The following is a 26,184-nucleotide window of genomic DNA, read 5'->3' as shown; positions in this document are numbered from 1 at the left end:
GCTCCCGTCCGCCGACGCGGGGTGAGGGGGCTCAGCCGCCGTGGCCGTGCCCCGCTCCCCACGACGAGCCGAATACCTGCTGCTTCATCGCCGGCCGCAGCGTCTGCTCCATCTCGCGGTCCACGAAGTAGTCCTTGAGTGTATCTTTCGTGAGCTCGTTGCCGATGGCGGCCATGATCATCGACTGGTCCAGCGACAGGTAGCGCTCGGCGATCGCGCCGCTCTTGACGGCGACAGCGTCGTAGAAGCCGCCGGGACCGTAGGCGTCGAGGTCGTTCTCGATGCCCTCGAGGTTGCTCAGGGCGCCCTGACGGTCGTAGGGCAGCGCGAGGAACGCCGCGTGCGGGGTCACGACGCCGTCACCGAACTCGGGGTCGGGATTGGTGCCCGTCGAGCATCCGGGGCGGTCGACGTCGACGTCGGTCTTCTCGGTGTCCGATGTGTAGCCGTCCGACCGCATGCCGGCGATGTCGACACCGTACTCCGCGTAGCCGCCGAAGGGGTCGCTCGCCGGCGAGAAGCCCCAGTAGCCGTAGCCCGCCTCGTCGAGGCCGTGCTGCTTCTGCACGGCGACCGTGATCGGGTGGTTGAGCTTCCACGACCTCGGGCCCCACTTCGTCTCGGGCACGAGCAGATCGGGCATCAGCGACTCGAACATGCTGCCGCCCCAGCTCGGCACGAACGACATCCCGCCGTACTGGTACGTGCCCTCCCAGACCTCGACGCCGTCGTAGGTGCGGTACTCGCCCTGCGGGAGCTGCTCCTGCCACGCCCAGTCGCACCCAGGGGGCATGGTGCGGTGCGTGCCGTACAGCGCGGTCGCGGGGATCTGTCCGTTCGCGATGCCGAGGTAGGTCGCGATGCGGCTCTCGCTCACGGTCGTGTCGTAGTGATGGCACGTGTAATAGGCGGTCGCGCCGGAGCCGTTGTACATGGGCGCCTCGACGCTGCAGTCCGGCGGAGCCGCATCCCAGAACCCGCCGCGGTTCGTGCCGGCCGGGAGCCCGGCAGCGCCGGCGGGGTCGAAGAACGCCCCGAAGTCCATGGAGTCATAAAGGGTGTCGGCCTGCGCGGCGAGGTCGGGCTCGGCCTCGCGCACGATGCGCAGAGCGGCAGCGAGCCAGCCGTTGTCGACCGTGCTGAGGAACGGGTACACCGGGTCGCCGGAGTCCGGCCACGTCGTGAGCTTCTCCCCCGTGGTGGGCGAGTACCAGTTGTAGAACATGCCGCTCGCGTCGTTGCGCTCGAGGCCTGCGAGGGTGTCGAGCGTCGTCGCGAGGCGGTCGTGCGCCTCGTCGTCGCCGATGATGCCGAGGTCGCGCGCCGTGACGGTCGACCACAGGTATCCGCCGATGTTGGTCGGCGAGGTGTAGGCGCCCGCGGTCTGCAGGTCACCGGTCACGTTGTCGGACGGGAGGCCGGTCTGCTCGTCGGTCATCGCGTCGAGAGATCGCCAGGTGTCGACCGCCCAGCGGTTCAGCTCCTCGGTTCCGGGCTTGCCGCCATGGCCACCGCCGTGCCCATCGCCGTTACCGCCCGCGACAGCGGGGCCCGCGACTGCGAGTCCTGCGACGACCAGTCCGGTGGTCGCTACTGCGCTCATCCATCGCTTCATCGTGTCTCCTCGTCGAGAACGGCGCCGCCGATCGCAGCGCTCCGATTCGTGAAAACCTAACAGGTGTTCGGTGTTCACTCAACCCCTCGCGTCCTCCCTCCCGACCCCGCCACGTCTCGCGACACGCCTCCCTCCCGACGCCGAGACCCACCCTGCGCGTCGAGACCCACCACCCCGGACGTCTGCGGAGGCGGGTCTGGACGCGCGTGGTGGGTCTGGGCGGAGGGATGCCGCGCACGCACGAGCGGCGCACGGAGAAACGCGCTCAGTGCGGCGCGTGCGCCTCGAGGAACTCGTACACGTCGGTCGTGTCCACCCCCGGGAACGACCCGGTCGGCAGCGTCGCGAGCAGGGTGCGCGGCGTCTTCACATTGGGCCAGGAGTGCTCGCGCCAGCGCTCCTCGAGCTCCGCGGGGGCGCGGCGGCAGCACACCTCGATCGAGTGCTTCGAGACTCCGCGGTGGCTGGTGTCGCGCCCCACGAACCACTTCGTGTCGTCGAAGCGCACGCCGACGCTCACCGAATGCAGCCCCTCGCTCGACGCTTCGACGCGGGCGGTGCACCAGTACGTCCCGTTCCCGGTGTCGGTGTACTGGTAGTACGGGTTGAACCGGTCGTCCTCCTCGAACACCACCCGACTCGTCCAGCGACGGCAGCACATCTGCCCCTCGATCGCACCGAGACGGTCGGTCGGGAAGTTCACGTCGTCGTTCTCATAGGCCTTCGTGATGGTCCCCGACTCGTGCACCTTGAGGAAGTGGACGGGGATGCCGAGGTGCCGCGTCGCGAGATTCGTGAAGCGGTGCGCGGCGGTCTCGTACGACACGGAGTAGGCGTCGCGCAGGTCCTCGATGGAGATCGATCGGCGAGCTTTCGCGTCCTGCAACGCGGGCACCACGTGGGCCTCGGGGATCAGCAGCGCCCCGGTGAGGTAGTTCGTCTCGACGCGCTGGCGCAGGAACTCGGCGTAGCTGCGCGGTTCGGCGTGGCCGAGGATGCGGCTCGACAGCGCCTGCAGCACCGCGGTGCGTGCGTCGCCCTTCGCCGGCACCCGGCTCGAGAGGTAGAGGCGTCCGTTCGCAAGGTCGGCGACGCTCCGCGTCGTCTGCGGCAGGTCGGGGGCGTAGTGCAGCGTGAAGCCGAGGTAGGCGGCGATCTCGGAGGCCGTCCGCTGCGTGAGCGGGCCGCCCGGATGCCGCACGGCGGCGAGGATCTCCGACGCCTTCGCCTCGAGGTCGGCGAAGTGGTTGTCCTGCCGCCGCATGAGGTGCCGCAGCTCGACGTTGGCGCGCCGCGCCTCCTCCGGCGTCGCCGCCCGCTCGTCGCGGAGCCGGTCGATCTCGCCGTGCAGCGCGAGCAGGGCCTTGAGCGCTTCGGTCGGCACGCTCTTCGCGATGCGGAAGGGCTCGATGCCCAGCGCCTGGAACGTCTGACCCTTCATCGCCCGCTCCAGCGCGATCTCGACGGCGCTGCGCTCGTCGAGCGGCTCGCCCTCGAGCAGGGCGTCGATGGCGACCCCGAGCGCGCGGGCGATCGCCTGCAGCAGCGTGAGCTTGGGCTCACGCTTGCCCGTCTCGATCATCGACAGCTGGCTCGGTGCGCGATCGACCGCCGAGGCGAGGTCGTCGAGCGTCATCCCGCGCGCGGTGCGCAGCTGCCTGATGCGCCGACCGATCGTGAGGGCGTCGGTCTCGTTCTCGTCGCTGAGAGGGTCCATGGGCGCGATTCTGTCACAGAAACAGAATTTTGCAGGATCTTCTCCCCCAAACCGGTGCGGATCAGGGCCGTTCTTCATCGATCGTGGTTACACGCCACCCGGCACCGCCGCCGGAATCCGATGAAGGAGACACCATGTCGAACACCGCTGAGAACCGCACCCCTCGTCCTGCTGGCCTGCGGGCGGGCGACCAGGTCCAGACGGCCGCCGAGCTGCAGGAGATCTGGGACACCGACCCCCGCTGGGACGGCGTCGAGCGCACCTTCACGGCCGACGACGTCATCCGCATCCGTGGCTCCGTCCGGGAGGACTCCACGCTCGCCCACCGCGGCGCGGAGAACCTGTGGAACCTCCTGCACACCGAGGAGTACGTGCGCGCACTCGGCGCCTACACGGGCGGCCAGGCCGTGCAGCAGGTGCGCGCCGGGCTCAAGGCCATCTACCTCTCGGGCTGGCAGGTCGCGGCCGACGGCAACCTGGCCGGTCAGACCTACCCCGACCAGTCGCTGTACCCCGCGAACTCGGTGCCGGCCGTCGTGCGCCGCATCAACAACGCGCTGCTGCGCCAGGACCAGCTGGAGCACGCCGAGGGGAACATCACCCAGGACTGGCTGGCGCCGATCGTCGCCGATGCCGAGGCCGGATTCGGCGGCCCGCTGAACGCCTACGAGCTGGCGCAGTCCCTGATCCAGGCGGGTGCAGCGGCGATCCACTGGGAGGATCAGCTCGCAAGCGAGAAGAAATGCGGCCACCTGGGCGGCAAGGTCCTCGTGCCGACCCAGCAGCACATCCGCACGCTGAACGCGGCTCGTCTCGCAGCCGACGTCGCGGGCGTCCCCACCGTCATCATCGCGCGGACGGACGCTCTCGCCGCCGACCTGCTGACGAGCGACGTCGACGAGCGCGACCAGCAGTTCCTCACCGGCGAGCGCACCGCCGAGGGCTTCCACCGCATCCGCCCCGGCATCGAGGCGGTCATCAGCCGCGGCCTCGCGTTCGCACCGTACGCCGATCTGCTCTGGGTCGAGACGGGTGAGCCCGACATCGAACTGGCGCGCGAGTTCGCGGCGGCGATCCACGCGGAGTTCCCCGGCAAGATGCTCGCGTACAACTGCTCGCCGAGCTTCAACTGGAAGCGCCACCTCTCGGACGCCGAGATCGCGACGTTCCAGCGCGAGCTCGCCGACCTGGGCTACAAGTTCCAGTTCATCACTCTGGCCGGCTTCCACGCCCTGAACCACTCCATGTTCGACCTCGCCCGCGGCTACGCCGAGCGCGCCATGAGCGCGTACGTCGAGCTGCAGGAGGCCGAGTTCGCCGCCGAGGCCGACGGCTACACCGCCACCAAGCACCAGCGCGAGGCGGGCACCGGCTACTTCGACGTCATCTCGACCGCGCTCAACCCCGACAGCGCGACGCTCGCCCTCGCCGGCTCCACCGAGACCGCGCAGTTCCACTGACTCTCAAAGGACACCGATCATGACCACTCCCACCGCTCCCCCGACCACCGCTCCCATCCAGACGACCCAGCAGGGTCCGGCCATCACCGTCACCGGGCCGATGCGCGAGCGCTACGCCGAGATCCTCACGCCCGAGGCGATCGCGTTCCTCACCGAGCTGCACCACCGCTTCGCCTCGCGTCGGCACGACCGCCTGGCCGACCGGATGCGGCGACGCTTCGAGATCGGCAACGGCCACGACCCGCGCTTCCGCGACGACACCCGGCACATCCGCGACGACGCGTCGTGGCGGGTCGCCGGCGCCGGACCCGGCCTCGAGGACCGCCGCGTCGAGATCACCGGACCCACCGATCCGAAGATGACGATCAACGCGCTGAACTCCGGCGCGCGCGTCTGGCTCGCCGATCAGGAGGACGCCACGAGTCCCACCTGGAAGAACGTGATCGAGGGTCAGTTGTCGTTGCGTGATGCGATCCGCGACGAGCTCTCCTTCACCTCCCCCGAGGGCAAGGAGTACCGCGTCACCGCGGAGCGCACCCCCACGATCGTGATGCGTCCGCGGGGCTGGCACCTGCCCGAGAAGCACCTCGCGTTCATCGACCGCGCGGGGCGCCGCACCGCGGCATCCGGTTCTCTCGTCGACTTCGGGCTGTACTTCCTGCACAACGCGGAGGAGCTCATCGCGAACGGTCGGGGACCCTACTTCTACCTCGCCAAGCTCGAGTCGAGCGAGGAGGCGAAGCTGTGGGACGACGTGTTCTCGTTCAGCGAGGAGTACTTGCGTCTCCCGCATGGCACGATCCGCGCGACCGTGCTGATCGAGACGCTGCCGGCCGCGTTCGAGATGGATGAGATCCTCTACGAGCTGCGCGACCACTGCGCCGGCCTCAACGCCGGACGATGGGACTACATCTTCTCGATCATCAAGAACTACCGCGGCCGCGGCGCCCGCTTCGTGCTCCCCGACCGCAGCGAGGTCACGATGACCGTGCCGTTCATGCGGGCGTACACCGAGCTGCTCGTGCAGACCTGCCACAAGCGGGGCGCGTACGCGATCGGCGGCATGAGCGCCTTCATCCCGAACCGGCGCGACCCCGAGGTCACGGCACGAGCGATCGACAAGGTCTCGGCCGACAAGAAGCGTGAGGCCGGCGACGGGTTCGACGGCACCTGGGTCGCCCACCCCGACCTGATCCCGACGGCTCAGGCCGAGTTCGACGCCGTGCTCGGCGACCGTCCGAACCAGGTCGACCGCCAGCGTCCCGAGGTGTCGGTCGCTCCCGAAGATCTGCTCGATCTGCACATCGGGCGTCCGATCACCGCGCAGGGCGTGCGCGACAACGTCTCGGTGGCGATCCGCTATCTCGAGGCCTGGCTGCGCGGACTCGGGGCCGTGGCGATCGACAACCTCATGGAGGACGCCGCGACCGCCGAGATCAGCCGCTCGCAGGTGTGGCAGTGGATCCACCAGGACCGCACCACCGACGACGGCACGCCGATCACGGCGGAGTACGTCGAGGGGTTGATCACGGACGTGCTCGCCCGGGCCACCCGGTCGGCCGGCGACCGCTTCGACGACGCCGCCGAGGTGTTCCGAGAGGTCGCCCTGCGGCCGGAGTTCCCGGCCTTCCTCACGGTCGGCGCCTACTCGCGCTTCCTCGTCGAGGAGGCCTGAACCGGCTGCGGGAGGGGTCCGGATGCTGCACGGCATCCGGACCCTTCGGCGGTCTCGGGTCACGCCCCTCTCCACGGGCGTAGCCTGAATCCATGACCGACACCTGGACCGGGATCGCCGCAGAGTTCCTGCACCTCTATCCGCGCGGCAAGCGCCTTCTCGCTGTGGCGGGAGCGGATGCCGAGCGCTCGCGCCGCGCAGCCGACGCCCTGGCCGCCGCATTGACGGATGCCGGCCAGACCGTCGCACGCGAGCACACCGTCGACGGCGACGACGAGGCGCTGCGCGCCGGCGTCATCACGCCGTTCCGCGCGGACGCCGCCGACAGCACGGTGCTGATCGTGTCGGGCCCGGCGGCCCTCCTGAGCGAGAAGTCCCGCGGGCTCTGGAACTTCACGCTCTGGCAGCTCGCGGGCGACGAGCAGCCGCACTCGGTCGCCTCCGCGCTCGTCGATCTGACAGATCCGGCGAATCCCTCGCGCCGGTTCGCGGACTACTGCGCCCTCCCGGCATCCTTCGGAGCCTGAGGCACCTCCCGTTCCGCGAACCACCCACCTGCAGGCCGGAAGCACGGATGCAGGTCGGATGCCGGCACGGCGACCTGCATCCGTGCATCCGGCATGCATCCTGGCTCGGCACCGGCCTCAGCGGAAGGAGGCCGCCACCGAGTTGCGGTGGTAGTCGAAGACGATGCTCGTGCGGGTCGAGGCGACGCTGGACTGGGCTGACAGGTGCTCCAGCACGAACTCCCGCATCTCCGAGGAGTCCGAGACCGCGATGTGCAGTAGGAAGTCGTCGTCGCCGCCGAGGAAGAACACCTGGATGACCTGCGGCAGCACGCGCACCCGGTCAGCGAACTCGACGATGCTCTCCCGTCGGCCGCTCGGGCGCAGCGTGACGCCGATGACGGCCTGAAGGCCGGCGCCCAGCATCCGCTCGTCGACGCTCGCATGGAATCCGCTGATCACGCCGCGGTCGACGAGCGCGCGCAGCCGAGTGTGGGCGGTCGACGGGGCGACGCCCAGGTGCGCGGCCAGCTCGGCGTTCGTCATGCGGCCGTCTGCACTGAGCAGCTGCACGATTCTGGCGTCCGTCGCATCCAGTGCGGGAGCCCGAAGGGTGTTCGCCCGCGTGGGTCCGGAGGTGGCATTCATGCGAATGATTATTCAGGATGCCGCGCTCTGTCGAATCCTCTTCACTGATTCTGTTGCAGATCCGATGTTCCTGCGATTCTTGACGCACCGCACCGCACTGCACCGCGTCACCAGGAGGATCGATGAAGATCGGCGTGCCCACTGAGGTCAAGAACAACGAGAACCGCACCGCGCTCACCCCCGCGGGTGCTGACCGCCTCGTCCACGAGGGCCACCGCGTCCTCGTTCAGGCAGGAGCGGGAGTCGGGTCGGGCATCTCCGACGACGCCTACCGCGCAGCCGGTGCCGAGATCGTCGAGACCGCCGAGGAGACCTGGGGTGAAGCGGAGCTGCTCATCAAGGTCAAGGAGCCGATCGCCCAGGAGTACGGCTTTCTGCGCGACGACCTGACGCTGTTCACGTATCTGCACCTCGCCGCCGATCGCGCGCTCACGACCGCGCTCGTCGACGCGGGCACGACGGCCGTCGCCTACGAGACCGTGCAGCTGCCGGACCGCAGCCTGCCTCTGCTCATCCCCATGAGTGAGATCGCCGGTCGCCTCTCGGTCACGATGGGCTCATACTCGCTCATGCGCTCGGCAGGCGGGCGCGGGGTTCTCATGGGCGGTATCGCCGGAGCGCCCCGAGCCAAGACCGTCGTGATCGGCGGAGGGGTCGCGGGAGAGCACGCTGCGGCGAACGCCCTGGGTCTCGGCTCGCAGGTGACCGTGATCGACATCTCGCTGCCCCGGCTGCGCGAGCTGGAGCATCGCTACGGCGGCGCGCTCGAGACCCGCGCGTCGAGCCGCTACGACATCGCCGAGGCGCTCACGACCGCCGACCTGGTGATCGGCTCGGTGCTGATCCCGGGAGCGGCGGCCCCCAAGCTCGTCACCGACGAGATGGTCTCGGCGATGAAGCCGGGCTCTGTGCTCGTCGACATCGCCATCGACCAGGGCGGATGCTTCGAGGGCTCGCGCCCCACCACCCACGACGACCCGACGTTCGCCGTGCACGAGTCGATCTACTACTGCGTCGCGAACATGCCGGGCGCCGTTCCCGAGACCGCGACCCGGTCGCTCACGAACGCCACGCTCCCCTACGTCTCGGCGATCGCCGGCAAGGGCTGGGAGCGCGCCGCAGCCGACGACCCGTCGCTGGCGAAGGGTCTGAACGTGCAAGGCGGGCGCATCACGCTGGATGCCGTCGCCCAGGCCCACGGCTTCGTCACCGCCTGAGCCGGACCGACGCGAAAGAACCCGGATTCTTGTCGACCTCCTCCCCTCCGCCGCGCCGATGCGGCCGGGTACGCTCGTAACGTGACCGAACGCGCACCCCTCTCCCGCAAGCTGTCCGCCATCGCAGAGTCGGCGACCCTCAAGGTCGACGCCAAGGCCAAGGCCCTCAAGGCCGAGGGCAAGGACGTCATCTCGTACGCCGCCGGCGAGCCGGACTTCGCGACACCGCAGTTCATCGTGGATGCCGCGGCCGAGGCGCTCGCGGACCCGGCCAGCTACCGGTACACGCCGGCTCCTGGCCTGCCCGCGCTGCGCGAGGCGATCGCCGCCAAGACGCTCCGCGACTCGGGCCTCGAGGTCTCTCCCGGCCAGGTCATCGTCACCAACGGGGGCAAGCAGTCGGTGTACCAGGCCTTCCAGGCCGTCGTGAACCCCGGCGACGAGGTGCTGCTGCCGGCCCCGTACTGGACCACGTACCCCGAGGCGATCCGCCTCGCCGACGGCACGCCGGTCGAGGTCTTCGCCGGTGCCGACCAGGACTATAAGGTCACGGTCGAGCAGCTCGAGGCCGCCCGCACCGAGCGCACGACCGTGCTCGTCTTCGTTTCGCCCTCGAACCCGACCGGCTCGGTGTACACGGCCGACGAGACGAAGGCCATCGGCGAGTGGGCGCTCGAGCATGGCATCTGGGTCATCAGCGACGAGATCTACCAGAACCTCACCTACGAGGGCGCGACGGCGACCTCGATCGTCGCGGCCGTCCCCGAGGTCGCGGACCAGACGATCCTCGTGAACGGCGTCGCCAAGACCTATGCCATGACCGGGTGGCGTGTGGGCTGGATGGTCGGCCCGGCCGACGCCATCAAGATCGCCGGCAACCTGCAGTCGCACCTGTCGAGCAACGTGAACAACGTGGCTCAGAAGGCCGCGATTGCCGCGCTCAACGGCCCCCAGACCGAGGCCGAGCAGATGCGCGAGGCATTCGACCGCCGCCGTCGCCTGATCGTCTCGGAGCTGTCGAAGATCGACGGCCTCGTCGTGCCGAACCCGCTGGGTGCGTTCTACGTCTACCCCGACGTGCAGGGCCTGCTCGGCCGCACCTGGGGCGGCGTGACACCGACGACCTCGCTCGAGCTCGCCGACCTGATCCTGGAGCAGGCCGAGGTCGCTGTCGTTCCCGGCGAGGCGTTCGGCCCGTCGGGCTACATCCGCATGTCGTACGCGCTCGGCGACGACCAGCTGCTCGAGGGCGTGCAGCGCCTGCAGCGCCTGTTCGCCTCCTGAGACTCGAGACGCCTTTCGTCTCGCTTCGCTCGCTCAACGACCGGTCAGTTCCTGGTCGTTGAGCGAGGAGCGCAGCGACGAGACGAAACGCGCTATTCCGCCAGCCGTCACTCCTCCCGGAAGCCGATGAGCCAGCGGATGCCGTAGCGGTCGACGAGCGTGCCGTCGTAGTCACCCCACGGCCGCTGCTGCAGCGCGTCGATCACGCGGCCTCCCGCCGACAGCTGATCGAACCAGCTCGTGAGCGTCGTGGCATCCGCCGTGCCGAGCAGCGACAGGAACATGCCGCTCATCTGCACCGCATCGTCGTCGGCGCCGGCATCCGCGCCGGCGAGCTGCACCGGGCCCGTGAGCTGGCCGTGCGCGATCGCGTCGGCGGGACCGTCGTGCCGACCGGCATCCGCGTACGTCATGGTGTCGAGCTCTCCGCCGAACACCCCGCGGTAGAGCTCCAGGGCCTCTGCGGCGTTACCGGGGAACAGCAGGTACGGGATGAGTCCGCTCATGCGGCGAGTGTACGGCGGACCTCCGTCGGGGCCTACAGCTCCACGCCGAGCAGCACCGGCTCCGGCTGCAGCACGAGTCCGAACTCGGCGTGCACCCGGCTCTGGATGAAGCGCGCGAGCTCCGAGACCTCGGCGGCCGTGGCACCTCCACGATTGGTGAGGGCGAGCGCGTGCTTGGTCGAGACCGACGCCCGCGACCTCGGCAGCTTGAACCCCTTGCGGATCCCGGCCTGCTCGATGAGCCAGGCGGCGCTGACCTTGACGTCCGGCGCCTCGGTCTTCGCCGCGGGCACGAGGCCCTCGTACGAGTGCAGCGGGATGACCGTCACCGCGTCGAGATCGGGCGCCACCGGCCAACGGGGGCACTCCGGCGGGAGCGTCCGGGCGACGGACTCGGGCACGATCGCGTTCTGGAAGAAGGAGCCGACGCCGTGTGTATCGGGGTCGTCCTCATTCCACAGCATCCCCTTCGAGGCGCGCGTGGCGAGGATGCGGTCTCGCACCCACGCGAGAGGCACGGGCTCGTCCGAGCTCAGCCCGAGCGCACGCCGCAGCTGCTCGCCCCGCACGACCCGCTCACCGGCGACGAGGAGGTCGACCGTCACAGAGAGGATCACGGCGCGGCGCTCGGGCTCGCTGCCGTAGTGATGCTTGAACACCGATGTGCGGAAGCCGAGCCCGAGGTCGGCAGCCGGCACGGTCGACACCTCGCCGGTGGACTCGTCGATGAGGTCGACCTCGACCAGCGTCTCCTGGATCTCCTGGCCGTAGGCGCCGATGTTCTGAACGGGCGCGGCGCCGACGGTGCCGGGGATGCCGCTCATCGCCTCGAGGCCGGCGTACCCGTGCTCAACCGCGAACGCGACGAGGTCGTCCCAGCCGTGGCCGGCCTCGACGCGCAGCCGGACGCGGCCGGGGTGCGGCGACGGCAGTTCCTCGATGCCCCGCGTCAGGACGCGGACGACGGTGCCCTCGAACGACTCGTCGCCGACGAAGAGGTTCGACCCTCCGCCGAGCACGAGCAGGTCTTCGCCGCGCGACCATACGTCCCTGAGCGCGCCGATCAGCTCGTCGCGGGTGGTGGCTTCCAGCATCCGCTCCGGCGTGCCGCCGGTGCCCAGGGTCGTCAGCGTCGAGAGCTGCAGCGGCTCCACCTCGCGCACCACGAACTGCCCCATCACGCGACGACGCGCAGCTGCGCCTTGACGAGCACGGTCGTCTCGCCGAACGTGACCTTGAGGTCGATGCGTGTGGCGTTCTCGTCGACGGCGCCCACGGTCGCGAGCACGTGCAGGTCGGCACCGTTCTCGGGGTTGACGACGACGGGCTTGGTGAACCGCACGCCGTAGTCGATGACGCGGGCGGTCGGCTCGAGCGCCGCGACGACGACCGACGAGGCGATTCCCATGGTGAGCATGCCGTGCGCCAGCACACCGGGGAGCCCGACGGCCGCGGCGACGTCGTCGCGGTAATGGATCGGGTTGAAGTCGCCCGATGCCCCGGCATAGCGCACGAGGGACTCGCGGGTGAGGTGGACGGTGCGCTCGGCGATGACGTCTCCGACGGCGTACGGCATCACTGCACTCCCTCTTCCGCGCCGACGAGCAGGACGCTCGTGGCGGTCACGACGTGCTCGCCCTCGGCATCCGCGATCTCGGCCTCGCTGGTGATCATGGCGTTGCCGCCCATCATGCGGATGCCGGTGACGCGCAGCTGCGCGGTGAGCTCGTCGCCCGCGACGATCGGGCGCGTGTAGGCGAAGCGCTGCTCGGCGTGGATCGTCCGAGCGAGCTCGATGCCCGAGTCCGGCTCGCTCAGCAGCTGCTGCAGCGTGAGGTCCTGGATGACCATCGCGAAGGTCGGGGGCGCGACGACGTCGGAGAAACCGGCGGCACGAGCCGCGTCGACGTCGGTGTGCTGCGGGGCGTCGGCGAGGACCGCGCGAGCGAACTCGCGAACCTTCTCACGACCGACGAGATAGGGGGCGGTCGGCGGGAACTCCCGACCGATCAGCTCTTGATTGACTGCCACCCCTCGATCCTACGTTCTCGGGGCTCTGGCCGAGACCCGGGGTGGCCGGTGGAAAGGAGCGCGGTCAGGCCTTCCGACGGCCCTTGATCGCTTTCGTCGCCATCTGCACGGCGATGACGACGAGGTATGCCGCGAACAGCATGTTGCCGAGCATCGGATCGATGAGCGTCGCGAGCCACGCACCGAGCGCCGTGGTCGCGCACGCCGAGATCCCGACGACGGCGGCGGCGACGAGGTCGACGTTGTGATTGCGGAGGTTGCTGATCGTGCCCGAGATCGCGGTGGGGATCATCATCAGCAACGAGGTGCCCTTCGCGACGAGGTCGCTGGTACCGAACGCGAGCATGAGGATCGGCACGACGATCACGCCGCCGCCCACCCCGATGAGTCCGGCGAGGATGCCGGTGGCGACGCCCACCACGACGAGCGCGATGCCGCTCAGCACGGTCAGGTCGAAAGCCGCATCGCGCGATGGGATGACGAGGAAGAGGCTGACGATCACGACGATCAGGAACCCGACGAAGAACCACCGCAGGGTCGTCTGCGAGATCCTCGGCAGCAGGCGGGTCCCGATCTGGGCGCCGACGACCGATCCCGCTGCGAGGATGAGCGCGGGTATCCACGCCACCGAGCCGTGCACTGCGTACGACACGACGCCGACCGTGGCGGTGGGCACGATGGCTGCGAGGGACGTGCCCGCACCGAGCCGCTGGTTGAAGTGCAGGAACAGCACGAGCAACGGGACGATGACCGTGCCGCCGCCGACTCCGAAGAGCCCCGAGAGCAGGCCGGCGGTCAGGCCGATGCCGATGAAGGAGACGACGGCGCGGGGCCCTCGGTTCAGGGTCTGCGCATCACTCACCGGAACAGCCTACTCTCGCCGCATCCGCGCGAGATCCTCCTGGGACCGGGTGCCCTTTCGTGCGACACTGGATCGCACCGGACGAGGCCGTCCGACCCGGATCGAAGGAGATCTCATGGTGCGCAGTTCCTTTCCCGACGTCGAGATCCCCGCGACGTCCATCCACGACTTCCTGTTCGGCGACCTCGACGAGGACCGACTCGATGCCATCGCTCTCATCGACGGCACGAGCGGGACGACCACGACCTACCGACAGCTCGTCGGACACATCGATCTGTTCGCGGGCGCACTCGCCCATCGCGGGGTCGAGGTCGGGACCGTCATCGGGGTGCTGTGCCCGAACGTCCCCGCGTTCGCGACGGTGTTCCATGGCATCCTGCGCGCAGGCGCCACGGCGACGACGATCAACTCGCTCTACACGCCCGACGAGATCGCGAACCAGCTGACGGATGCCGGAGCCACCTGGCTCGTCACCGTCTCGCCCCTGCTCCCCGGGGCGTGGGCCGCCGCCGAGCGCGTCGGCATCGACGCCCACCACGTCATCGTGCTCGACGGCGCCGACGGGCATCCGTCGCTCCCCGCTCTGCTCGGAGAGGGGCGCAGCGCGCCCGAGGTGTCTTTCGATCCGGCGACACACCTCGCGGTGCTGCCGTACTCCTCCGGCACGACGGGGCGGCCGAAGGGCGTGATGCTCACGCACCGCAACCTCGTCGCGAACGTGAGCCAGTGCCGCTCGACGATCTCGCTCGCCGACGACGACCGCGTGCTCGCCGTGCTCCCGTTCTTCCACATCTACGGCATGACCGTGCTGCTGAACTTCGCGCTGCGGCAGCGGGCTGCGCTCGTGACCATGCCGAAGTTCGACCTCACGGACTTCCTCCGGGTCGTGCAGGAGCATCGGACGAGCTGGGTGTTCATCGCCCCTCCCATCGCCGTCGCCCTCGCGAAGCACCCGCTCGTCGACGAGTACGACATGTCGTCGGTGAAGGTGATCTTCTCGGGCGCGGCGCCGCTCGACGGCGCGCTCGCGACGGCCGTCGCCACCCGCCTCGACTGCATCGTCTGCCAGGGATACGGCATGACCGAGACGAGCCCGGTGACCCATGCCATCCCCTACGACCGCCCCGAGATCGACCGCTCCTCGGTCGGACTGCTGCTCGCGAACACCGAGGCGCGGCTGCTCGCCGATGACGGCAGCGACCTCGAGGTTCCGAGCTCGGGCGCGAGCGATCCGGGCGAGATCCTCATCCGCGGTCCGCAGGTCATGGCGGGGTACCTGAATCGTCCGGATGCGACGGCCGAGATGCTGGATGCCGACGGCTGGCTGCACACAGGCGACGTCGCCACCGTCACGTCGGAGGGCGTCTTCCGCATCGTCGACCGGCTCAAGGAGCTCATCAAGTACAAGGGTTATCAGGTCGCGCCGGCCGTGCTGGAGGCGGTGCTGCTCGAGCATCCGTCCATCGCCGACGCGGCCGTGATCGGCGCTCCGGACGACGAGGGCCAGGAGGTGCCGAAGGCGTTCGTCGTGCGTCAGCAGGGCGTCGACCTCGACGCGGATGCCGTCATCGCCCATGTCGCAGCCCACGTGGCCCCGCACGAGAAGGTGCGTCAGGTCGAGTTCATCGACGCGATCCCGAAGTCCGCGTCGGGCAAGATCCTCCGGAAGGACCTTCGCGCCCGTCCCTGACCCCACAACTTCTGCGGCCTTCGTCACGTTCCGCGGCCACGACGCGTCGTCATGGCCGCAGAAGTCGCCGCTGGCCGCAGAACATGACACGGACACGACGAAGCCCGCCACCCCGGGGAGGGATGGCGGGCTTCGTGTGATTCGAGAGGTTACTTGTTCTCGACGGCGTCCTCGGCAGCGGCCTCAGCGGCCTCGCCCTCGGCCTGAGACTCGGCGCCGGCGTCGGCAGCGGTCTCCTCGGCCGGAGCGTCCTCAGTGGTCTCCTCGACGGGAGCCTCCTCGGCGGGCTTCTCGTCGGCAGCCGGCGCAGCGGCGGCCGGAGCAGCCTTCTTGGTCGACTTCGCCTTCGGGGTGACGGGCTCGAGGACGAGCTCGATCACGGCCATCGGAGCGTTGTCGCCCTTGCGGTTGCCGACCTTGGTGATGCGCGTGTAGCCGCCCTCGCGGTCCGCGACGAGCGGAGCGATCTCGGCGAACAGCGTGTGCACGACGTCCTTGTCACCGATGACCGAGAGGACACGACGACGAGCGTGCAGGTCTCCGCGCTTGGCGAACGTGATCAGGCGCTCGGCGAGGGGACGGAGGCGCTTGGCCTTGGTCTCGGTCGTCTTGATCGACTTGTGGGTGAACAGAGCCGCCGCGAGGTTGGCAAGCAGCAGGCGCTCGTGGGCGGGGCCGCCTCCGAGGCGGGGACCCTTGGTGGGCTTGGGCATAATCGTCTAACTCCTGGTCAGGAAGGGTCGGGTATCAGAAGGACTCGTCTTCGCTGCCGCCGTAGAAGTGGGCGCCGTCGAAACCGGGCACCGAATCCTTGAGCGACAGACCGAGCGAGATGAGCTTGTCGCGCACCTCGTCGACCGACTTCTGGCCGAAATTGCGGATGTTCATGAGCTGCGTCTCCGAGAGGGCGACGAGCTCCGAAACGGTGTTGATGCCTTCGCGCTTCAGGCAGTTGTACGAGCGCACGGACAGGTCGAGGTCCTCGATCGGCATCGACAGCTCGCTGGAGTTCACAGCCTCCACCGGCGCCGGGCCGATCTCGATGCCCTCGGCCTCGACGTTCAGCTCGCGGGCGAGGCCGAACAGTTCGGTGAGCGTCTTGGCAGCCGAGGCGACGGCGTCGCGGGGGCTGATCGAGTTCTTCGTCTCGACGTCCAGGATGAGCTTGTCGAAGTCGGTGCGTTCACCGGCACGGGTGGCGTCGACACGGTAGCTGACCTTGAGGACCGGCGAGTAGATCGAGTCGATCGGGATCTGACCGGCCTCGGCGTACTCGTTGCGGTTCTGCGTCGCCGAGACGTAGCCGCGGCCTCGCTCGATGGTGAGCTCCAGCTCGAACTTCGCCGTCTCGTTCAGCGTGGCGATGACGAGCTCGGGGTTGTGCACCTCGACACCGGCCGGAGCCGAGATGTCGGCGGCGGTCACTTCACCGGCACCGGTCTTGCGCAGGTACGCGGTGATGGGCTCGTCGCGCTCGCTCGAGACGACGAGCTGCTTGATGTTGAGGATGATCTCGGTGACATCCTCCTTCACGCCGGGGATGGTGCTGAACTCGTGCAGCACGCCGTCGATGCGAACGCTCGTGACGGCAGCACCGGGGATCGACGACAGCAGGCTGCGACGGAGCGCGTTGCCGATCGTGTATCCGAAGCCGGGCTCCAGAGGCTCGATGATGAACCGGCTCCGGTTCTCGACGATCTTTTCCTCGGTGAGTGTGGGACGCTGTGCAATAAGCACTCTGTGTTCCTTTCGATCACATGCCCGCTATATGACATGTGGTGGGTGAGGTCTTGAGTTGTGACGTTACCTGTGGCCCGGGAAGCGGGGCGCGATGCCCACTGACGGGCGTCGAGCCGCTCACCGGAAAGGGCGAGCGGCTCAACGAGCCGGGTCAGACGCGGCGACGCTTCGGCGGGCGGCAGCCGTTGTGCGCCTGCGGGGTGACGTCCGAGATCGAGCCGACCTCGAGGCCTGCGGCCTGGAGCGAGCGGATCGCGGTCTCGCGGCCCGAGCCCGGACCCTTCACGAGGACGTCGACCTTCTTGACGCCGTGCTCCGCGGCCTGACGGGCGGCGGACTCGGCAGCCATACCGGCGGCGTACGGGGTCGACTTGCGCGAGCCCTTGAAGCCCACGCCACCCGACGATGCCCAGGCGATGACGGCGCCGGACGGGTCGGTGATCGAAACGATGGTGTTGTTGAACGTCGACTTGATGTGGGCCTGGCCCAGCGCGATGTTCTTCTTCTCCTTGCGGCGCGGCTTGCGCGCGGCGGCCTTGGGTGCAGCCATGAAAGTGTTCTCCTAGTCCCTGGGGCCGCGCTTAGCGGGCCTTCTTCTTGCCGGCGACGGTGCGCTTCGGGCCCTTGCGGGTACGGGCGTTGGTCTTGGTGCGCTGACCACGGACCGGGAGGCCACGACGGTGGCGGATGCCCTCGTAGGAGCCGATCTCGACCTTGCGGCGGATGTCTGCGGCGACCTCGCGGCGCAGGTCACCCTCCACCTTGTAGTTGCCTTCGATGTAGTCGCGGAGTGCGACGAGCTGGTCGTCCGAGAGGTCCTTCACGCGGATCGACTCGTCGATCTCGGTGGCCTTGAGGATCTCGACCGAACGGGTACGGCCGACGCCGTAGATGTAGGTAAGGGCGATCACCACGCGCTTGTCGCGCGGGATGTCAACGCCGGCAAGACGTGCCATGCGGTTCTCCTGAGTGTGGTGGAGGTGTGGAGCAGGATCGGTGCCCGGGCCTCCGCCCCGAGGTGTCCCCCACCGGAGTGGGATCTGATCCTGCCCTTGGTTATTGAGTTGTGAGTCAGATCCGGTCGATCAGCCCTGGCGCTGCTTGTGGCGCGGGTTGCTCTTGCAGATCACCATGACGCGGCCGTGACGGCGGATCACCTTGCAGTGGTCGCAGATGGGCTTGACGCTGGGGTTGACCTTCATGATGATTCCTGTTCGCTGTCTTCACCGGGCAGGCACGGATGCCTGGGGTGTTACTTCTCGACCGATCAGCGGTAGCGGTAGACGATGCGGCCTCGGGTCAGGTCGTAGGGGCTGAGCTCCACGACCACACGGTCCTCGGGGATGATGCGGATGTAGTTCTGCCGCATCTTTCCGGAGATCGTCGCCAGGACCTTGTGTCCGTTGGTGAGCTCAACGCGGAACATCGCGTTGGGCAGAGCCTCGGAGATCACGCCCTCGATCTCGATGACACCGTCTTTCTTAGCCATAGCCTCGCTTGCGCTTCTGCAGACCGGTCGATCTGCGTTGTGAGTGGGATTGCGGCGTCTCGCCGACTCGGACACGCCGAATCAAGGCGCAAGGCACCAAAGATCTATGTTAGACGACGAAGGGAGTTCCGGCAACCTGAGCAGGATGCCGGAACTCCCTCTTGCGCGTGAGACCGCTCAGCCGAGGATATCGGCGAAACGCGTAGCAATGTCGGCGTTTTCGATTCGCTCGCCGTTGACCTCGACAGTGGGCGTGCCGGTGATCTGGTGAGACTTGGTCTGCGCGTCTACGAACTTGTTGTACTTTCCGTCGGCGATGCAGTCGACCGCGGCGCCTGCGCCGGCCTGTTCAGCGAGGGCTCCCATCTCTTCCGCGCTGAGACCGGCCGAGTTCTCGGCGGGCTGATTCGTGAAGAGCAGGTTGAAGTAGTCCAGGGTGGCGTCGGGTGCTTCTTCGGCGACGCAGTACATCGATCCCCCGGCCAGTGTCGAAAACTCTCCCGTGGTGGATAGGCGATTCAGGATGGAGACGGGGTGGATGTTCAGAGTGATCTCGTCGTTGGCTGCGGCGGTCTGCAGCTGCTCGCCGTAAGCATCCTCGAACTGACCGCAGATCGGGCACATGAAGTCGACGTAGGTGTCGATCTCGTCCTCGCCCGACCCGAACGAGATGGCACCGGTCTCCTGATTGACGATGTCGCTGGACGGCGCGGTTCCGGGATCGTTCGCCTGGTTGTTCAGGAGGACGACGACGAACGCGAGGACGGCCAGCACGACCACCACGGCCGCCGAGACGCCGATCACGAACCAGTTGGTGTTGCTGCTCTTCGCGGCCGCCATGGGGTTTCCGTTTCTGTCGAGGTCCGCTCGCGGCGGATCCGGCGTGAAGTCTGCGGATGCATGCGCACCCATACACACCTATTGTGCCCGCAGAAACCTATGCGCCGGTTGTGACGCTGGCGGCCGATACGACCTCGTTACGCGATCGGTGCGGGCCTCACGCCGAAACGCGCCAGGCCAGCCGCTCCCCCGTCGGATGCGGTGAGCACCCAGATGCCGTCCGCATGCAGGGCGACGCTGTGCTCCCAGTGCGAGCCGTCGGAGCCGTCGACGGTCGAGACAGTCCACTCGTCGTCCTCGACGAAGGTCTCCTCGCCGCCGGCGGTCACCATGGGCTCGATCGCGAGGACGAGTCCTGGTTTGACCTCCGCCCCGGGGTCGGGAGTGCGGTAGTTGAACACGCTCGGCGCCTCGTGCATCTTGCGACCGATGCCATGGCCGACGTACTCGCGCAGGATGCCGTAGGTGCGCCCAGACACCTCCGATGCGCCCTGCGCCTCGATGTAGCCCTGAATAGCCGCACCGATGTCGCCGAGATGACGCGCCGTGGCCATGGCCGCGATACCCGCCCACATCGATCCCTCGGTCACACGCGAGAGCTCCTCTCGCCGCGCGACGAGTTCGGGCCGCGACTCGTCCGGCACCACGACCGTGATCGCGCTGTCGCCGTTCCACCCCTGGTACTGCGCACCGCAGTCGATCGAGACGATGTCGCCAGCTTCGAGCACTCGTTCACCCGGGATGCCGTGCACGACCTCCTCGTTGACCGAGATGCAGGTCGTGTGACGGTAGCCGCGCACGAGCTGGAAGTTCGACTCGGCGCCACGCTCGAGGATCACGCGGTTCGCCTCGGCATCCAGCTCGAGCGTCGTCACCCCCGGACGGATCAGCGGACGCACGGCATCCAGCGCCGCGGCCGTGATGAGACCCGGCTCCACCATCGAGCGGAGCTGAGCGGGGGTCTTGTAGATCGACCGGCGGAACATCGGGGTGCGATCAGGCGGCGAGACGGAGGCCGCGTGCGGACAGCGCCGCGAACACGCGCTCGGTGATCTCGTCGAGCGAGCCGACGCCGTCGATCCGGTCGACGATCCCCCGCTCTCCGTACACCTCGAGGATCGGGGCGGTCTCGTGCTCGTAGATGTCGAGTCGGTGCGCGATCGCGGCGTCCGTGTCGTCGGAGCGCCCCTGCTCCGCTGCGCGGAGCTTCAGCCGGGAGATGCTCTCGTCACGCGGCACGTCGAGCAGAATGACGGCATCCAGAGACTCGCCGCGCGAACCCAGGAACTCCTCGAGGTGCGCGACCTGCGCCGTGTTGCGCGGGTAGCCGTCGAGCAGGAACCCGTTCGCCGCGTCGTCCTGCGACAGACGGTCGCGCACGATCTCGCTCGTGAGCTCGTCGGGGACGAGGTCGCCCCTGTCGAGGATCTCGGTGACCTGCTGGCCGAGGGGCGTGCCCTCCTTGATGTTCGCGCGGAACATGTCGCCCGTCGAGACCACGGGAATGCCGTAGGACTCCGCGATGCGGACGCCCTGCGTGCCCTTGCCCGAGCCCTGCGGACCGACGATGAGAAGACGAGCGGATGCTGTCATCGGAGGAGCCCTTCGTAGTGACGCTGCTGCAGCTGCGCATCGATCTGCTTGACCGTCTCGAGACCCACACCGACGATGATGAGGATCGAGGCGCCGCCGAACGGGAAGTTCTGGTTGGCGCCGACGGTGGCCAGGGCGATGAGCGGGATGAGCGCGATCAGACCGAGGTAGATCGAGCCGGGCAGCGTGATGCGCGTGAGCACGTAGTCGAGGTACTCGGCGGTCGGCCGACCGGCACGGATGCCGGGGATGAAGCCTCCGTACTTCTTCATGTTGTCGGCGACCTCGACCGGATTGAACGTGATCGCGACGTAGAAGTAGGTGAACCCGATGATCAGCAGGAAGTACGCCGCCATGTAGATCGGGTGGTTGCCCGTGGTGAAGTACGTGCTGATCCAGGTGACCCACGCGGCCGGCTCGGAGCCGTCCTGCGGGGTGTTGAACTGCGCGATGAGCGCGGGGATGTAGAGCAGCGACGAGGCGAAGATCACGGGGATCACGCCCGCCATGTTCACCTTGATCGGGATGTAGGTGTTCGTGCCGCCGAACGTGCGGCGACCGACCATGCGCTTCGCGTACTGCACGGGGATGCGTCGCTGCGACTGCTCGACGAACACGACGAGGCCCATCACGATGATGCCGACGAGCAGCACGAGCAGGAAGACCTCGAAGCCGCGGCTCTCCCAGATCAGCCACATGGCGCCGGGGAAGGTGGCGGCGATGGAGGTGAAGATGAGCAGCGACATGCCGTTGCCGATGCCGCGCTCGGTGACGAGCTCGGCGAACCACATGATGAGGCCGGTGCCGGCGGTCATCGCCATGATGATGAGCAGCTGCGCCCACCACACGTCGTTCGTCAGGAGGTTCTGGCACGCGGCCACGTCGGTCGTGCCGAACAGCTGGCCGCTGCGGGCCACCGTCACGAGCGTCGTCGACTGCAGCAGCGCCAGGGCGATCGTGAGGTAGCGCGTGTACTGGGTCAGCTTGGACTGGCCCGCCTGACCCTCCTTGTGAAGGGCCTCGAAGTGCGGGATGACCACGCGCAGGAGCTGGGTGATGATCGTCGCCGTGATGTACGGCATCACACCCAGGGCGAAGATGGAGAGCTGGAGGAGCGCCCCGCCGGAGAAGAGGTTGACCAGACCCAGCAGTCCCTCGGTGCCCGAGTTGAGAGCGAGGCACTCCTCGACGTTCGGGAAGTTCACGAACGGAGCGGGGACGTTGGAGCCGAGTCGGTAGATCGCGACGATGGCGAGAGTGAAACCGATCTTCCGACGCAGGTCGGGCGTGCGGAAGATCCGCGCGATGGCGCTAAACAAGGGACGTTCCTCCTGAAAAGGTTGCCGATCCCTGAGGGACGGCTGAAAGAACAGGCTAACCCATAAGAGGGGCCGGAGAATCTCCGACCCCTCTCATGAAGTGGTTACTTGACGGATCCGCCCGCTGCCACGATCTTCTGCTCGGCAGAACCCGAGACCTTGTCGACCGCGACGGTGAGCTTCACGGCGATGTCGCCGTTTCCGAGAACCTTGACCTTCTCGTTCTTGCGAACCGCACCCTTGGCGACCAGGTCGCTGACGGTGACGTCTCCGCCCTGGGGGTAGAGCTCCGCGAGCTTCTCCAGGTTCACGACCTGGTACTCGACGCGGAACGGGTTCTTGAAGCCGCGCAGCTTGGGGGTGCGCATGTGCAGCGGCATCTGCCCACCCTCGAAACCGACGCGGACGGTGTTGCGAGCCTTGGTGCCCTTGGTACCGCGACCGGCGGTCTTGCCCTTGGAGCCCTCACCGCGACCGACACGGGTCTTCGCGGTGTTGGATCCGGGGACCGGACGCAGGTGGTGCACCTTGAGAACGCCGGGGCGGGATGCCGGAGCATCCGTCTTCGGCGCGGCCTTCTTGGCGGCGGGCTTCTTGGCGGGGGCCTCGGCCTTGGCGTCGGCCGCAGCAGCGGACGACTTCTTGGCGGCGGGCTTCTTCTCGGCGGCAGCCTTGGGAGCGGCAGCCTTCTTCGGGGCCTTCTCGGCCTCGACGGCTTCGTTCTTCTCAGCCATTAGTCGATCTCCTCAACCTTCACGAGGTGCGCGACGGTCTTGACGTAGCCGCGCGTCTGCGCGTCGTCGGGGCGGACGGTGCTGTCACCGATCCGCTTGAGACCGAGCGAACGGAGCGTGTCGCGCTGGTTCTGCTTCTCACTCACCTTGGACTTGATCTGCGTGACCTTGAGCCGGGCGGCCATCAGGCACCTACCTTCTGTGCGGCGATGGCGTCAGCCTCGGCGCGGACAAGACGCGCGGGGGCGACCTGGTCGAACTCGAGACCACGACGAGCGGCGACCGCACGGGGCTCCTCGAGCTGCTTCAGGGCCTCCACCGTCGCGTGCACGATGTTGATCGTGTTCGACGAGCCGAGCGACTTCGACAGCACGTCGTGGATACCGGCGCACTCGAGCACGGCGCGCACGGGACCACCCGCGATGACACCGGTACCGGCAGCGGCCGGACGCAGCAGCACGACGCCGGCTGCGGCCTCACCCTGCACGGGGTGCGGGATGGTGCTCGCGACGCGCGGCACGCGGAAGAAGTTGCGCTTGGCCTCTTCGACGCCCTTCGAGATCGCCAGAGGCACCTCGCGGGCCTTGCCGTAGCCGACGCCCACCAGACCGTTGCCGTCGCCGACGACCACGAGAGCGGTGAAGCTGAAGCGACGACCACCCTTCACGACCTTCGAGACGCGGTTGATGGTGACGACGCGCTCCAGGAACTGGTTGTCGCCGCGGTCGCGCGAGTTGCGGTCGCGGCCGCCCTGGTTGCGGTCACCACGGCCGCCACGGCGACCGTCGCGCTGGTCGCGAGACGGCTCGGACTGCGTGGTGCCCGCAGCGGTCTCGGAAGTGGCAGCAGCCGCTTCGGTCACTTCGTTCTCCTTGTTGTCACTCACAGTGCCAGGCCTCCTTCACGAGCGCCCTCGGCGATGGCGGCGACACGACCCGCGTAGCGGTTGCCGCCACGGTCGAACACTGCCTCGGAAACGCCGGCGGCCTTCGCACGCTCGGCGACGAGCTCGCCGACCTTGCGGGCCTTGGCGGTCTTGTCACCCTCGAACCCGCGCAGGTCGGTCTCGAGCGTCGAAGCCGACGCAACGGTGTGACCCTTGCTGTCGTCGACGAGCTGCACGAAGACGTGGCGAGCCGAACGGTTGACGACGAGGCGCGGACGCACCTCGGTGCCCACGACCTTCTTGCGAAGGCGGGCGTGACGACGCGCGCGGGCGTCAGACTTTGACTTGAGAGCCATGGTTACTTACCACTCTTTCCGGCCTTGCGACGCACGTTCTCGCCGGCGTAGCGCACGCCCTTGCCCTTGTACGGCTCGGGCTTGCGGATCTTGCGGATGTTGGCAGCTGCCTCGCCGACAGCCTGCTTGTCGATCCCGCTGACGGTGAGCTTGTTCGTGCCCTCGACCGTGAGCGTGATGCCGGCGGGCGGGTCGATGAGGACCGGGTGCGAGAAGCCGAGGGCGAACTCGACCGAGCTGCCCTTCTGCGCCACGCGGTAACCGGTGCCGACGACCTCGAGGCCCTTGGAGTAGCCCTGGGTCACGCCGATGATGTTGTTGTTGATGAGAGTGCGGGTCAGGCCGTGGAGCGACCGCGACTCGCGCTCGTCGTCGGGACGGGTGACGAGAACCTGGTTCTCCTCGACCGCGACCTCGATGGGGGTGGCCACCGTGAGGGTGAGCTCACCCTTGGGGCCCTTCACCGCGACCTCACGGCCGTCGACCGAAACGGTCACGCCCGCGGGAACGTCGATGGGAAGTCGTCCGATACGCGACATCTGGGATCACCACACGTAGGCGAGAACTTCTCCGCCCACGCCCTTCTGCTCAGCCTGACGGTCGGTGAGGAGACCGGAGGAGGTGGACAGGATGGCCACGCCGAGGCCGCCGAGGACCTTGGGGAGCTCGGTCGACTTCGCGTACACGCGGAGACCGGGCTTCGACACGCGCTTGATGCCCGCGATCGAACGCTCACGGTTGGGGCCGTACTTGAGCTGCAGCGTGAGGTTGGTGCCGACGCGGGCGGGAGCGGTCTCCCAACCGGCGATGTAACCCTCCTGCTGGAGGATCTCGGCGATGTGCGTCTTGAGCTTGCTCGACGGCAGCGTCACGGAGTCGTGGTGCGCCGAGTTCGCGTTGCGCAGACGGGTCAGCATGTCTGCGACCGGGTCTGTCATTGTCATGGGTGTTTTCCTTTGTTCATGAGGTTCCGGCTGCCGTTACACGACAGACGGCCTGCGATGAGCACGCAATCTTCAATTGTACGTGCACTACGACGGGCTCAGTGACCACTGGCCGCTGAGCCCGTCGAAGGTGTTACGCCTGGGCGTCGTCCGACCGGAACGGGAAGCCGAGGTGACGCAGCAGGGCGCGACCCTCGTCATCCGTCTTCGCCGTGGTGACGACGGTGATGTCGAAACCGCGAACCCGGTCGATCTTGTCCTGGTCGATCTCGTGGAACACGCTCTGCTCCTGGAGACCGAAGGTGTAGTTGCCGTTGCCGTCGAACTGCTTGGCCGACAGTCCGCGGAAGTCGCGGATGCGGGGCAGTGCGAGCGAGACCAGGCGGTCGACGAACTCCCACGCGCGGTCACCGCGGAGGGTGACGTGCGCGCCGATGGCCTGACCCTCGCGCAGCTTGAACTGCGCGATGGACTTGCGGGCCTTCGTGACGATCGGCTTCTGGCCGGTGATCTTGGTGAGGTCGTCGACCGCACCATCGATCACCTTGCTGTCGCGAGCTGCCTCGCCGACACCGGTGTTCACGACGACCTTGACCAGGCCGGGGATCTGCATGACGTTCGCGTAGCCGAACTCGTCCTGCAGCGCCTTCTTGATCTCAGCGTTGTACTTCTGCTTCAGGCGGGGCTGGATCTTGCCAGCCTCCACGGCAGTCTCGGTTGCCATCAGAGGTCCTTACCGCTCTTCTTCGCGAAGCGCACGCGGACGGTGCGCTTGACGCCGTCCTTGGTCTGCTCCTCGACCCGGTGACCGACCTTGGTCGGCTTCTTGGTCGAGGGGTCGACGAGTGCGACGTTCGAGATGTGGATGGGAGCCTCGACAGTCTCGAGGCCGCCCGTCTTGGTGCCACGCTGCGTCTGACCGACGCGCGTGTGCTTGGTGACGTAATTCACGCCCTCGACGACGACGCGGTTGCGCTCGGACAGGATCTCGAGGACCTTGCCCTGCTTGCCGCGCTCGTCCTTGGGTCCGGTGATGACCTGGACCAGGTCACCCTTCTTGATCTTCGCCATG

At 68.0% G+C, this 26,184-nt stretch carries 32 protein-coding genes; 6 read left to right on the top strand and 26 right to left on the bottom strand.

Features of this window, described 5'->3' with window-relative positions; all coding sequences use genetic code 11:
* Positions 1-31: 31 nt before the first annotated feature.
* Both AUC47_RS10395 and AUC47_RS10390 read right to left on the bottom strand, forming a co-directional pair.
* Positions 32-1,615, bottom strand: a complete 1,584-nt coding sequence (locus AUC47_RS10395) for a glucoamylase family protein (RefSeq protein ID WP_096715120.1) — start codon at positions 1,613-1,615, stop codon at positions 32-34.
* Positions 1,616-1,880: 265 nt separating this feature from the next.
* Complete coding sequence (locus AUC47_RS10390) at positions 1,881-3,332, bottom strand: helix-turn-helix transcriptional regulator (RefSeq protein ID WP_096715119.1); 1,452 nt, start codon at positions 3,330-3,332, stop codon at positions 1,881-1,883.
* Positions 3,333-3,466: 134 nt separating this feature from the next.
* Here AUC47_RS10390 and aceA point away from each other — a divergent pair, with 134 nt between their 5' ends.
* From aceA to AUC47_RS10375, 3 genes are all read left to right on the top strand, one after another.
* Complete coding sequence (aceA, locus tag AUC47_RS10385; protein ID WP_096715118.1) at positions 3,467-4,792, top strand: isocitrate lyase; 1,326 nt, start codon at positions 3,467-3,469, stop codon at positions 4,790-4,792.
* 19 nt (positions 4,793-4,811) lie between these two features.
* Positions 4,812-6,467 (top strand): malate synthase A, encoded by a 1,656-nt coding sequence (gene aceB / locus AUC47_RS10380; RefSeq protein ID WP_096715117.1) that lies wholly within the window; start codon positions 4,812-4,814, stop codon positions 6,465-6,467.
* A gap of 92 nt (positions 6,468-6,559) precedes the next feature.
* Complete coding sequence (locus AUC47_RS10375) at positions 6,560-6,994, top strand: hypothetical protein (RefSeq protein WP_096715116.1); 435 nt, start codon at positions 6,560-6,562, stop codon at positions 6,992-6,994.
* Positions 6,995-7,111: 117 nt separating this feature from the next.
* Here AUC47_RS10375 and AUC47_RS10370 read toward each other — a convergent pair whose 3' ends face one another.
* On the bottom strand, positions 7,112-7,621 hold the full coding sequence (locus AUC47_RS10370; protein ID WP_096715115.1) for an Lrp/AsnC family transcriptional regulator: 510 nt from the start codon (positions 7,619-7,621) through the stop codon (positions 7,112-7,114).
* A gap of 122 nt (positions 7,622-7,743) precedes the next feature.
* Here AUC47_RS10370 and ald point away from each other — a divergent pair, with 122 nt between their 5' ends.
* A complete protein-coding gene (gene ald, locus AUC47_RS10365; protein ID WP_096715114.1) occupies positions 7,744-8,838 on the top strand; it encodes an alanine dehydrogenase in 1,095 nt (364 codons plus the stop codon).
* An 81-nt stretch (positions 8,839-8,919) separates the two neighbouring features.
* Positions 8,920-10,122, top strand: a complete 1,203-nt coding sequence (locus AUC47_RS10360) for a pyridoxal phosphate-dependent aminotransferase (RefSeq protein WP_096715113.1) — start codon at positions 8,920-8,922, stop codon at positions 10,120-10,122.
* A 107-nt stretch (positions 10,123-10,229) separates the two neighbouring features.
* Here the strand turns inward: AUC47_RS10360 and AUC47_RS10355 are convergent, their stop codons facing one another.
* The 5 genes from AUC47_RS10355 to AUC47_RS10335 all read right to left on the bottom strand — a co-directional run bounded on the left by AUC47_RS10355 (position 10,230) and on the right by AUC47_RS10335 (position 13,521).
* Positions 10,230-10,628, bottom strand: a complete 399-nt coding sequence (locus AUC47_RS10355) for a VOC family protein (RefSeq protein WP_096715112.1) — start codon at positions 10,626-10,628, stop codon at positions 10,230-10,232.
* Positions 10,629-10,660: 32 nt separating this feature from the next.
* Positions 10,661-11,791, bottom strand: coding sequence for a UDP-N-acetylmuramate dehydrogenase (locus AUC47_RS10350; RefSeq protein ID WP_096715184.1), 1,131 nt, complete (start codon positions 11,789-11,791; stop codon positions 10,661-10,663).
* 14 nt (positions 11,792-11,805) lie between these two features.
* The gene (locus tag AUC47_RS10345; RefSeq protein ID WP_096715111.1) at positions 11,806-12,204 is read right to left on the bottom strand and encodes a MaoC/PaaZ C-terminal domain-containing protein; all 399 of its coding nucleotides are present in this window, start codon (positions 12,202-12,204) and stop codon (positions 11,806-11,808) included.
* Complete coding sequence (locus AUC47_RS10340; protein ID WP_096715110.1) at positions 12,204-12,659, bottom strand: FAS1-like dehydratase domain-containing protein; 456 nt, start codon at positions 12,657-12,659, stop codon at positions 12,204-12,206. The genes AUC47_RS10345 and AUC47_RS10340 overlap by 1 nt, the downstream gene beginning before the upstream one ends.
* 64 nt (positions 12,660-12,723) lie before the next feature.
* Positions 12,724-13,521, bottom strand: coding sequence for a sulfite exporter TauE/SafE family protein (locus AUC47_RS10335; protein WP_096715109.1), 798 nt, complete (start codon positions 13,519-13,521; stop codon positions 12,724-12,726).
* Positions 13,522-13,636: 115 nt separating this feature from the next.
* Between AUC47_RS10335 and AUC47_RS10330 the strand changes: the two genes are divergently transcribed.
* Positions 13,637-15,211: an AMP-binding protein gene (locus AUC47_RS10330; RefSeq protein WP_096715108.1), complete on the top strand. Its 1,575-nt coding sequence runs from the start codon at positions 13,637-13,639 to the stop codon at positions 15,209-15,211.
* A gap of 149 nt (positions 15,212-15,360) precedes the next feature.
* Here the strand turns inward: AUC47_RS10330 and rplQ are convergent, their stop codons facing one another.
* From rplQ to rplX, 18 genes are all read right to left on the bottom strand, one after another.
* The gene (rplQ, locus tag AUC47_RS10325) at positions 15,361-15,924 is read right to left on the bottom strand and encodes a 50S ribosomal protein L17 (RefSeq protein ID WP_096715107.1); all 564 of its coding nucleotides are present in this window, start codon (positions 15,922-15,924) and stop codon (positions 15,361-15,363) included.
* 34 nt (positions 15,925-15,958) lie between these two features.
* Positions 15,959-16,948 (bottom strand): DNA-directed RNA polymerase subunit alpha, encoded by a 990-nt coding sequence (locus AUC47_RS10320; RefSeq protein WP_096715106.1) that lies wholly within the window; start codon positions 16,946-16,948, stop codon positions 15,959-15,961.
* A 154-nt stretch (positions 16,949-17,102) separates the two neighbouring features.
* Complete coding sequence (rpsK, locus tag AUC47_RS10315; protein WP_050722515.1) at positions 17,103-17,501, bottom strand: 30S ribosomal protein S11; 399 nt, start codon at positions 17,499-17,501, stop codon at positions 17,103-17,105.
* 31 nt (positions 17,502-17,532) lie between these two features.
* The gene (rpsM, locus tag AUC47_RS10310) at positions 17,533-17,907 is read right to left on the bottom strand and encodes a 30S ribosomal protein S13 (protein WP_050722514.1); all 375 of its coding nucleotides are present in this window, start codon (positions 17,905-17,907) and stop codon (positions 17,533-17,535) included.
* Between the two features lie 129 nt (positions 17,908-18,036).
* Positions 18,037-18,153: a 50S ribosomal protein L36 gene (rpmJ, locus tag AUC47_RS10305; protein WP_005050492.1), complete on the bottom strand. Its 117-nt coding sequence runs from the start codon at positions 18,151-18,153 to the stop codon at positions 18,037-18,039.
* A 65-nt stretch (positions 18,154-18,218) separates the two neighbouring features.
* Positions 18,219-18,440: a translation initiation factor IF-1 gene (gene infA / locus AUC47_RS10300; RefSeq protein ID WP_028496510.1), complete on the bottom strand. Its 222-nt coding sequence runs from the start codon at positions 18,438-18,440 to the stop codon at positions 18,219-18,221.
* Between the two features lie 177 nt (positions 18,441-18,617).
* A complete protein-coding gene (locus AUC47_RS10295; protein WP_096715105.1) occupies positions 18,618-19,280 on the bottom strand; it encodes a DsbA family protein in 663 nt (220 codons plus the stop codon).
* A gap of 137 nt (positions 19,281-19,417) precedes the next feature.
* The gene (map, locus tag AUC47_RS10290) at positions 19,418-20,266 is read right to left on the bottom strand and encodes a type I methionyl aminopeptidase (RefSeq protein ID WP_096715104.1); all 849 of its coding nucleotides are present in this window, start codon (positions 20,264-20,266) and stop codon (positions 19,418-19,420) included.
* Between the two features lie 10 nt (positions 20,267-20,276).
* Positions 20,277-20,873: an adenylate kinase gene (locus tag AUC47_RS10285; RefSeq protein WP_096715103.1), complete on the bottom strand. Its 597-nt coding sequence runs from the start codon at positions 20,871-20,873 to the stop codon at positions 20,277-20,279.
* Entirely contained in the window at positions 20,870-22,192 is a 1,323-nt protein-coding gene (secY, locus tag AUC47_RS10280) for a preprotein translocase subunit SecY (protein ID WP_096715102.1), read from the bottom strand. Before secY ends, AUC47_RS10285 begins: the two co-directional genes overlap by 4 nt.
* A gap of 104 nt (positions 22,193-22,296) precedes the next feature.
* On the bottom strand, positions 22,297-22,926 hold the full coding sequence (rplO, locus tag AUC47_RS10275) for a 50S ribosomal protein L15 (RefSeq protein ID WP_096715101.1): 630 nt from the start codon (positions 22,924-22,926) through the stop codon (positions 22,297-22,299).
* The gene (gene rpmD, locus AUC47_RS10270) at positions 22,926-23,111 is read right to left on the bottom strand and encodes a 50S ribosomal protein L30 (protein ID WP_067121122.1); all 186 of its coding nucleotides are present in this window, start codon (positions 23,109-23,111) and stop codon (positions 22,926-22,928) included. Before rpmD ends, rplO begins: the two co-directional genes overlap by 1 nt.
* Complete coding sequence (gene rpsE, locus AUC47_RS10265; RefSeq protein ID WP_096715100.1) at positions 23,111-23,812, bottom strand: 30S ribosomal protein S5; 702 nt, start codon at positions 23,810-23,812, stop codon at positions 23,111-23,113. Before rpsE ends, rpmD begins: the two co-directional genes overlap by 1 nt.
* Positions 23,809-24,168, bottom strand: coding sequence for a 50S ribosomal protein L18 (gene rplR, locus AUC47_RS10260; RefSeq protein WP_096715099.1), 360 nt, complete (start codon positions 24,166-24,168; stop codon positions 23,809-23,811). The genes rpsE and rplR overlap by 4 nt, the downstream gene beginning before the upstream one ends.
* A 2-nt stretch (positions 24,169-24,170) precedes the next feature.
* On the bottom strand, positions 24,171-24,707 hold the full coding sequence (gene rplF / locus AUC47_RS10255) for a 50S ribosomal protein L6 (protein WP_096715098.1): 537 nt from the start codon (positions 24,705-24,707) through the stop codon (positions 24,171-24,173).
* 6 nt (positions 24,708-24,713) lie between these two features.
* Entirely contained in the window at positions 24,714-25,112 is a 399-nt protein-coding gene (gene rpsH / locus AUC47_RS10250; protein ID WP_096715097.1) for a 30S ribosomal protein S8, read from the bottom strand.
* 133 nt (positions 25,113-25,245) lie between these two features.
* Positions 25,246-25,836, bottom strand: a complete 591-nt coding sequence (rplE, locus tag AUC47_RS10245; protein ID WP_096715096.1) for a 50S ribosomal protein L5 — start codon at positions 25,834-25,836, stop codon at positions 25,246-25,248.
* A complete protein-coding gene (gene rplX / locus AUC47_RS10240) occupies positions 25,836-26,183 on the bottom strand; it encodes a 50S ribosomal protein L24 (protein ID WP_050722503.1) in 348 nt (115 codons plus the stop codon). Before rplX ends, rplE begins: the two co-directional genes overlap by 1 nt.
* Position 26,184: the final 1 nt, after the last annotated feature.

Origin of the sequence: Microbacterium sp. SZ1 (assembly GCF_002362255.1) — a bacterium.
Classification (GTDB): domain Bacteria; phylum Actinomycetota; class Actinomycetes; order Actinomycetales; family Microbacteriaceae; genus Microbacterium.
This window is presented reverse-complemented; position numbering and strand designations above follow the sequence as displayed.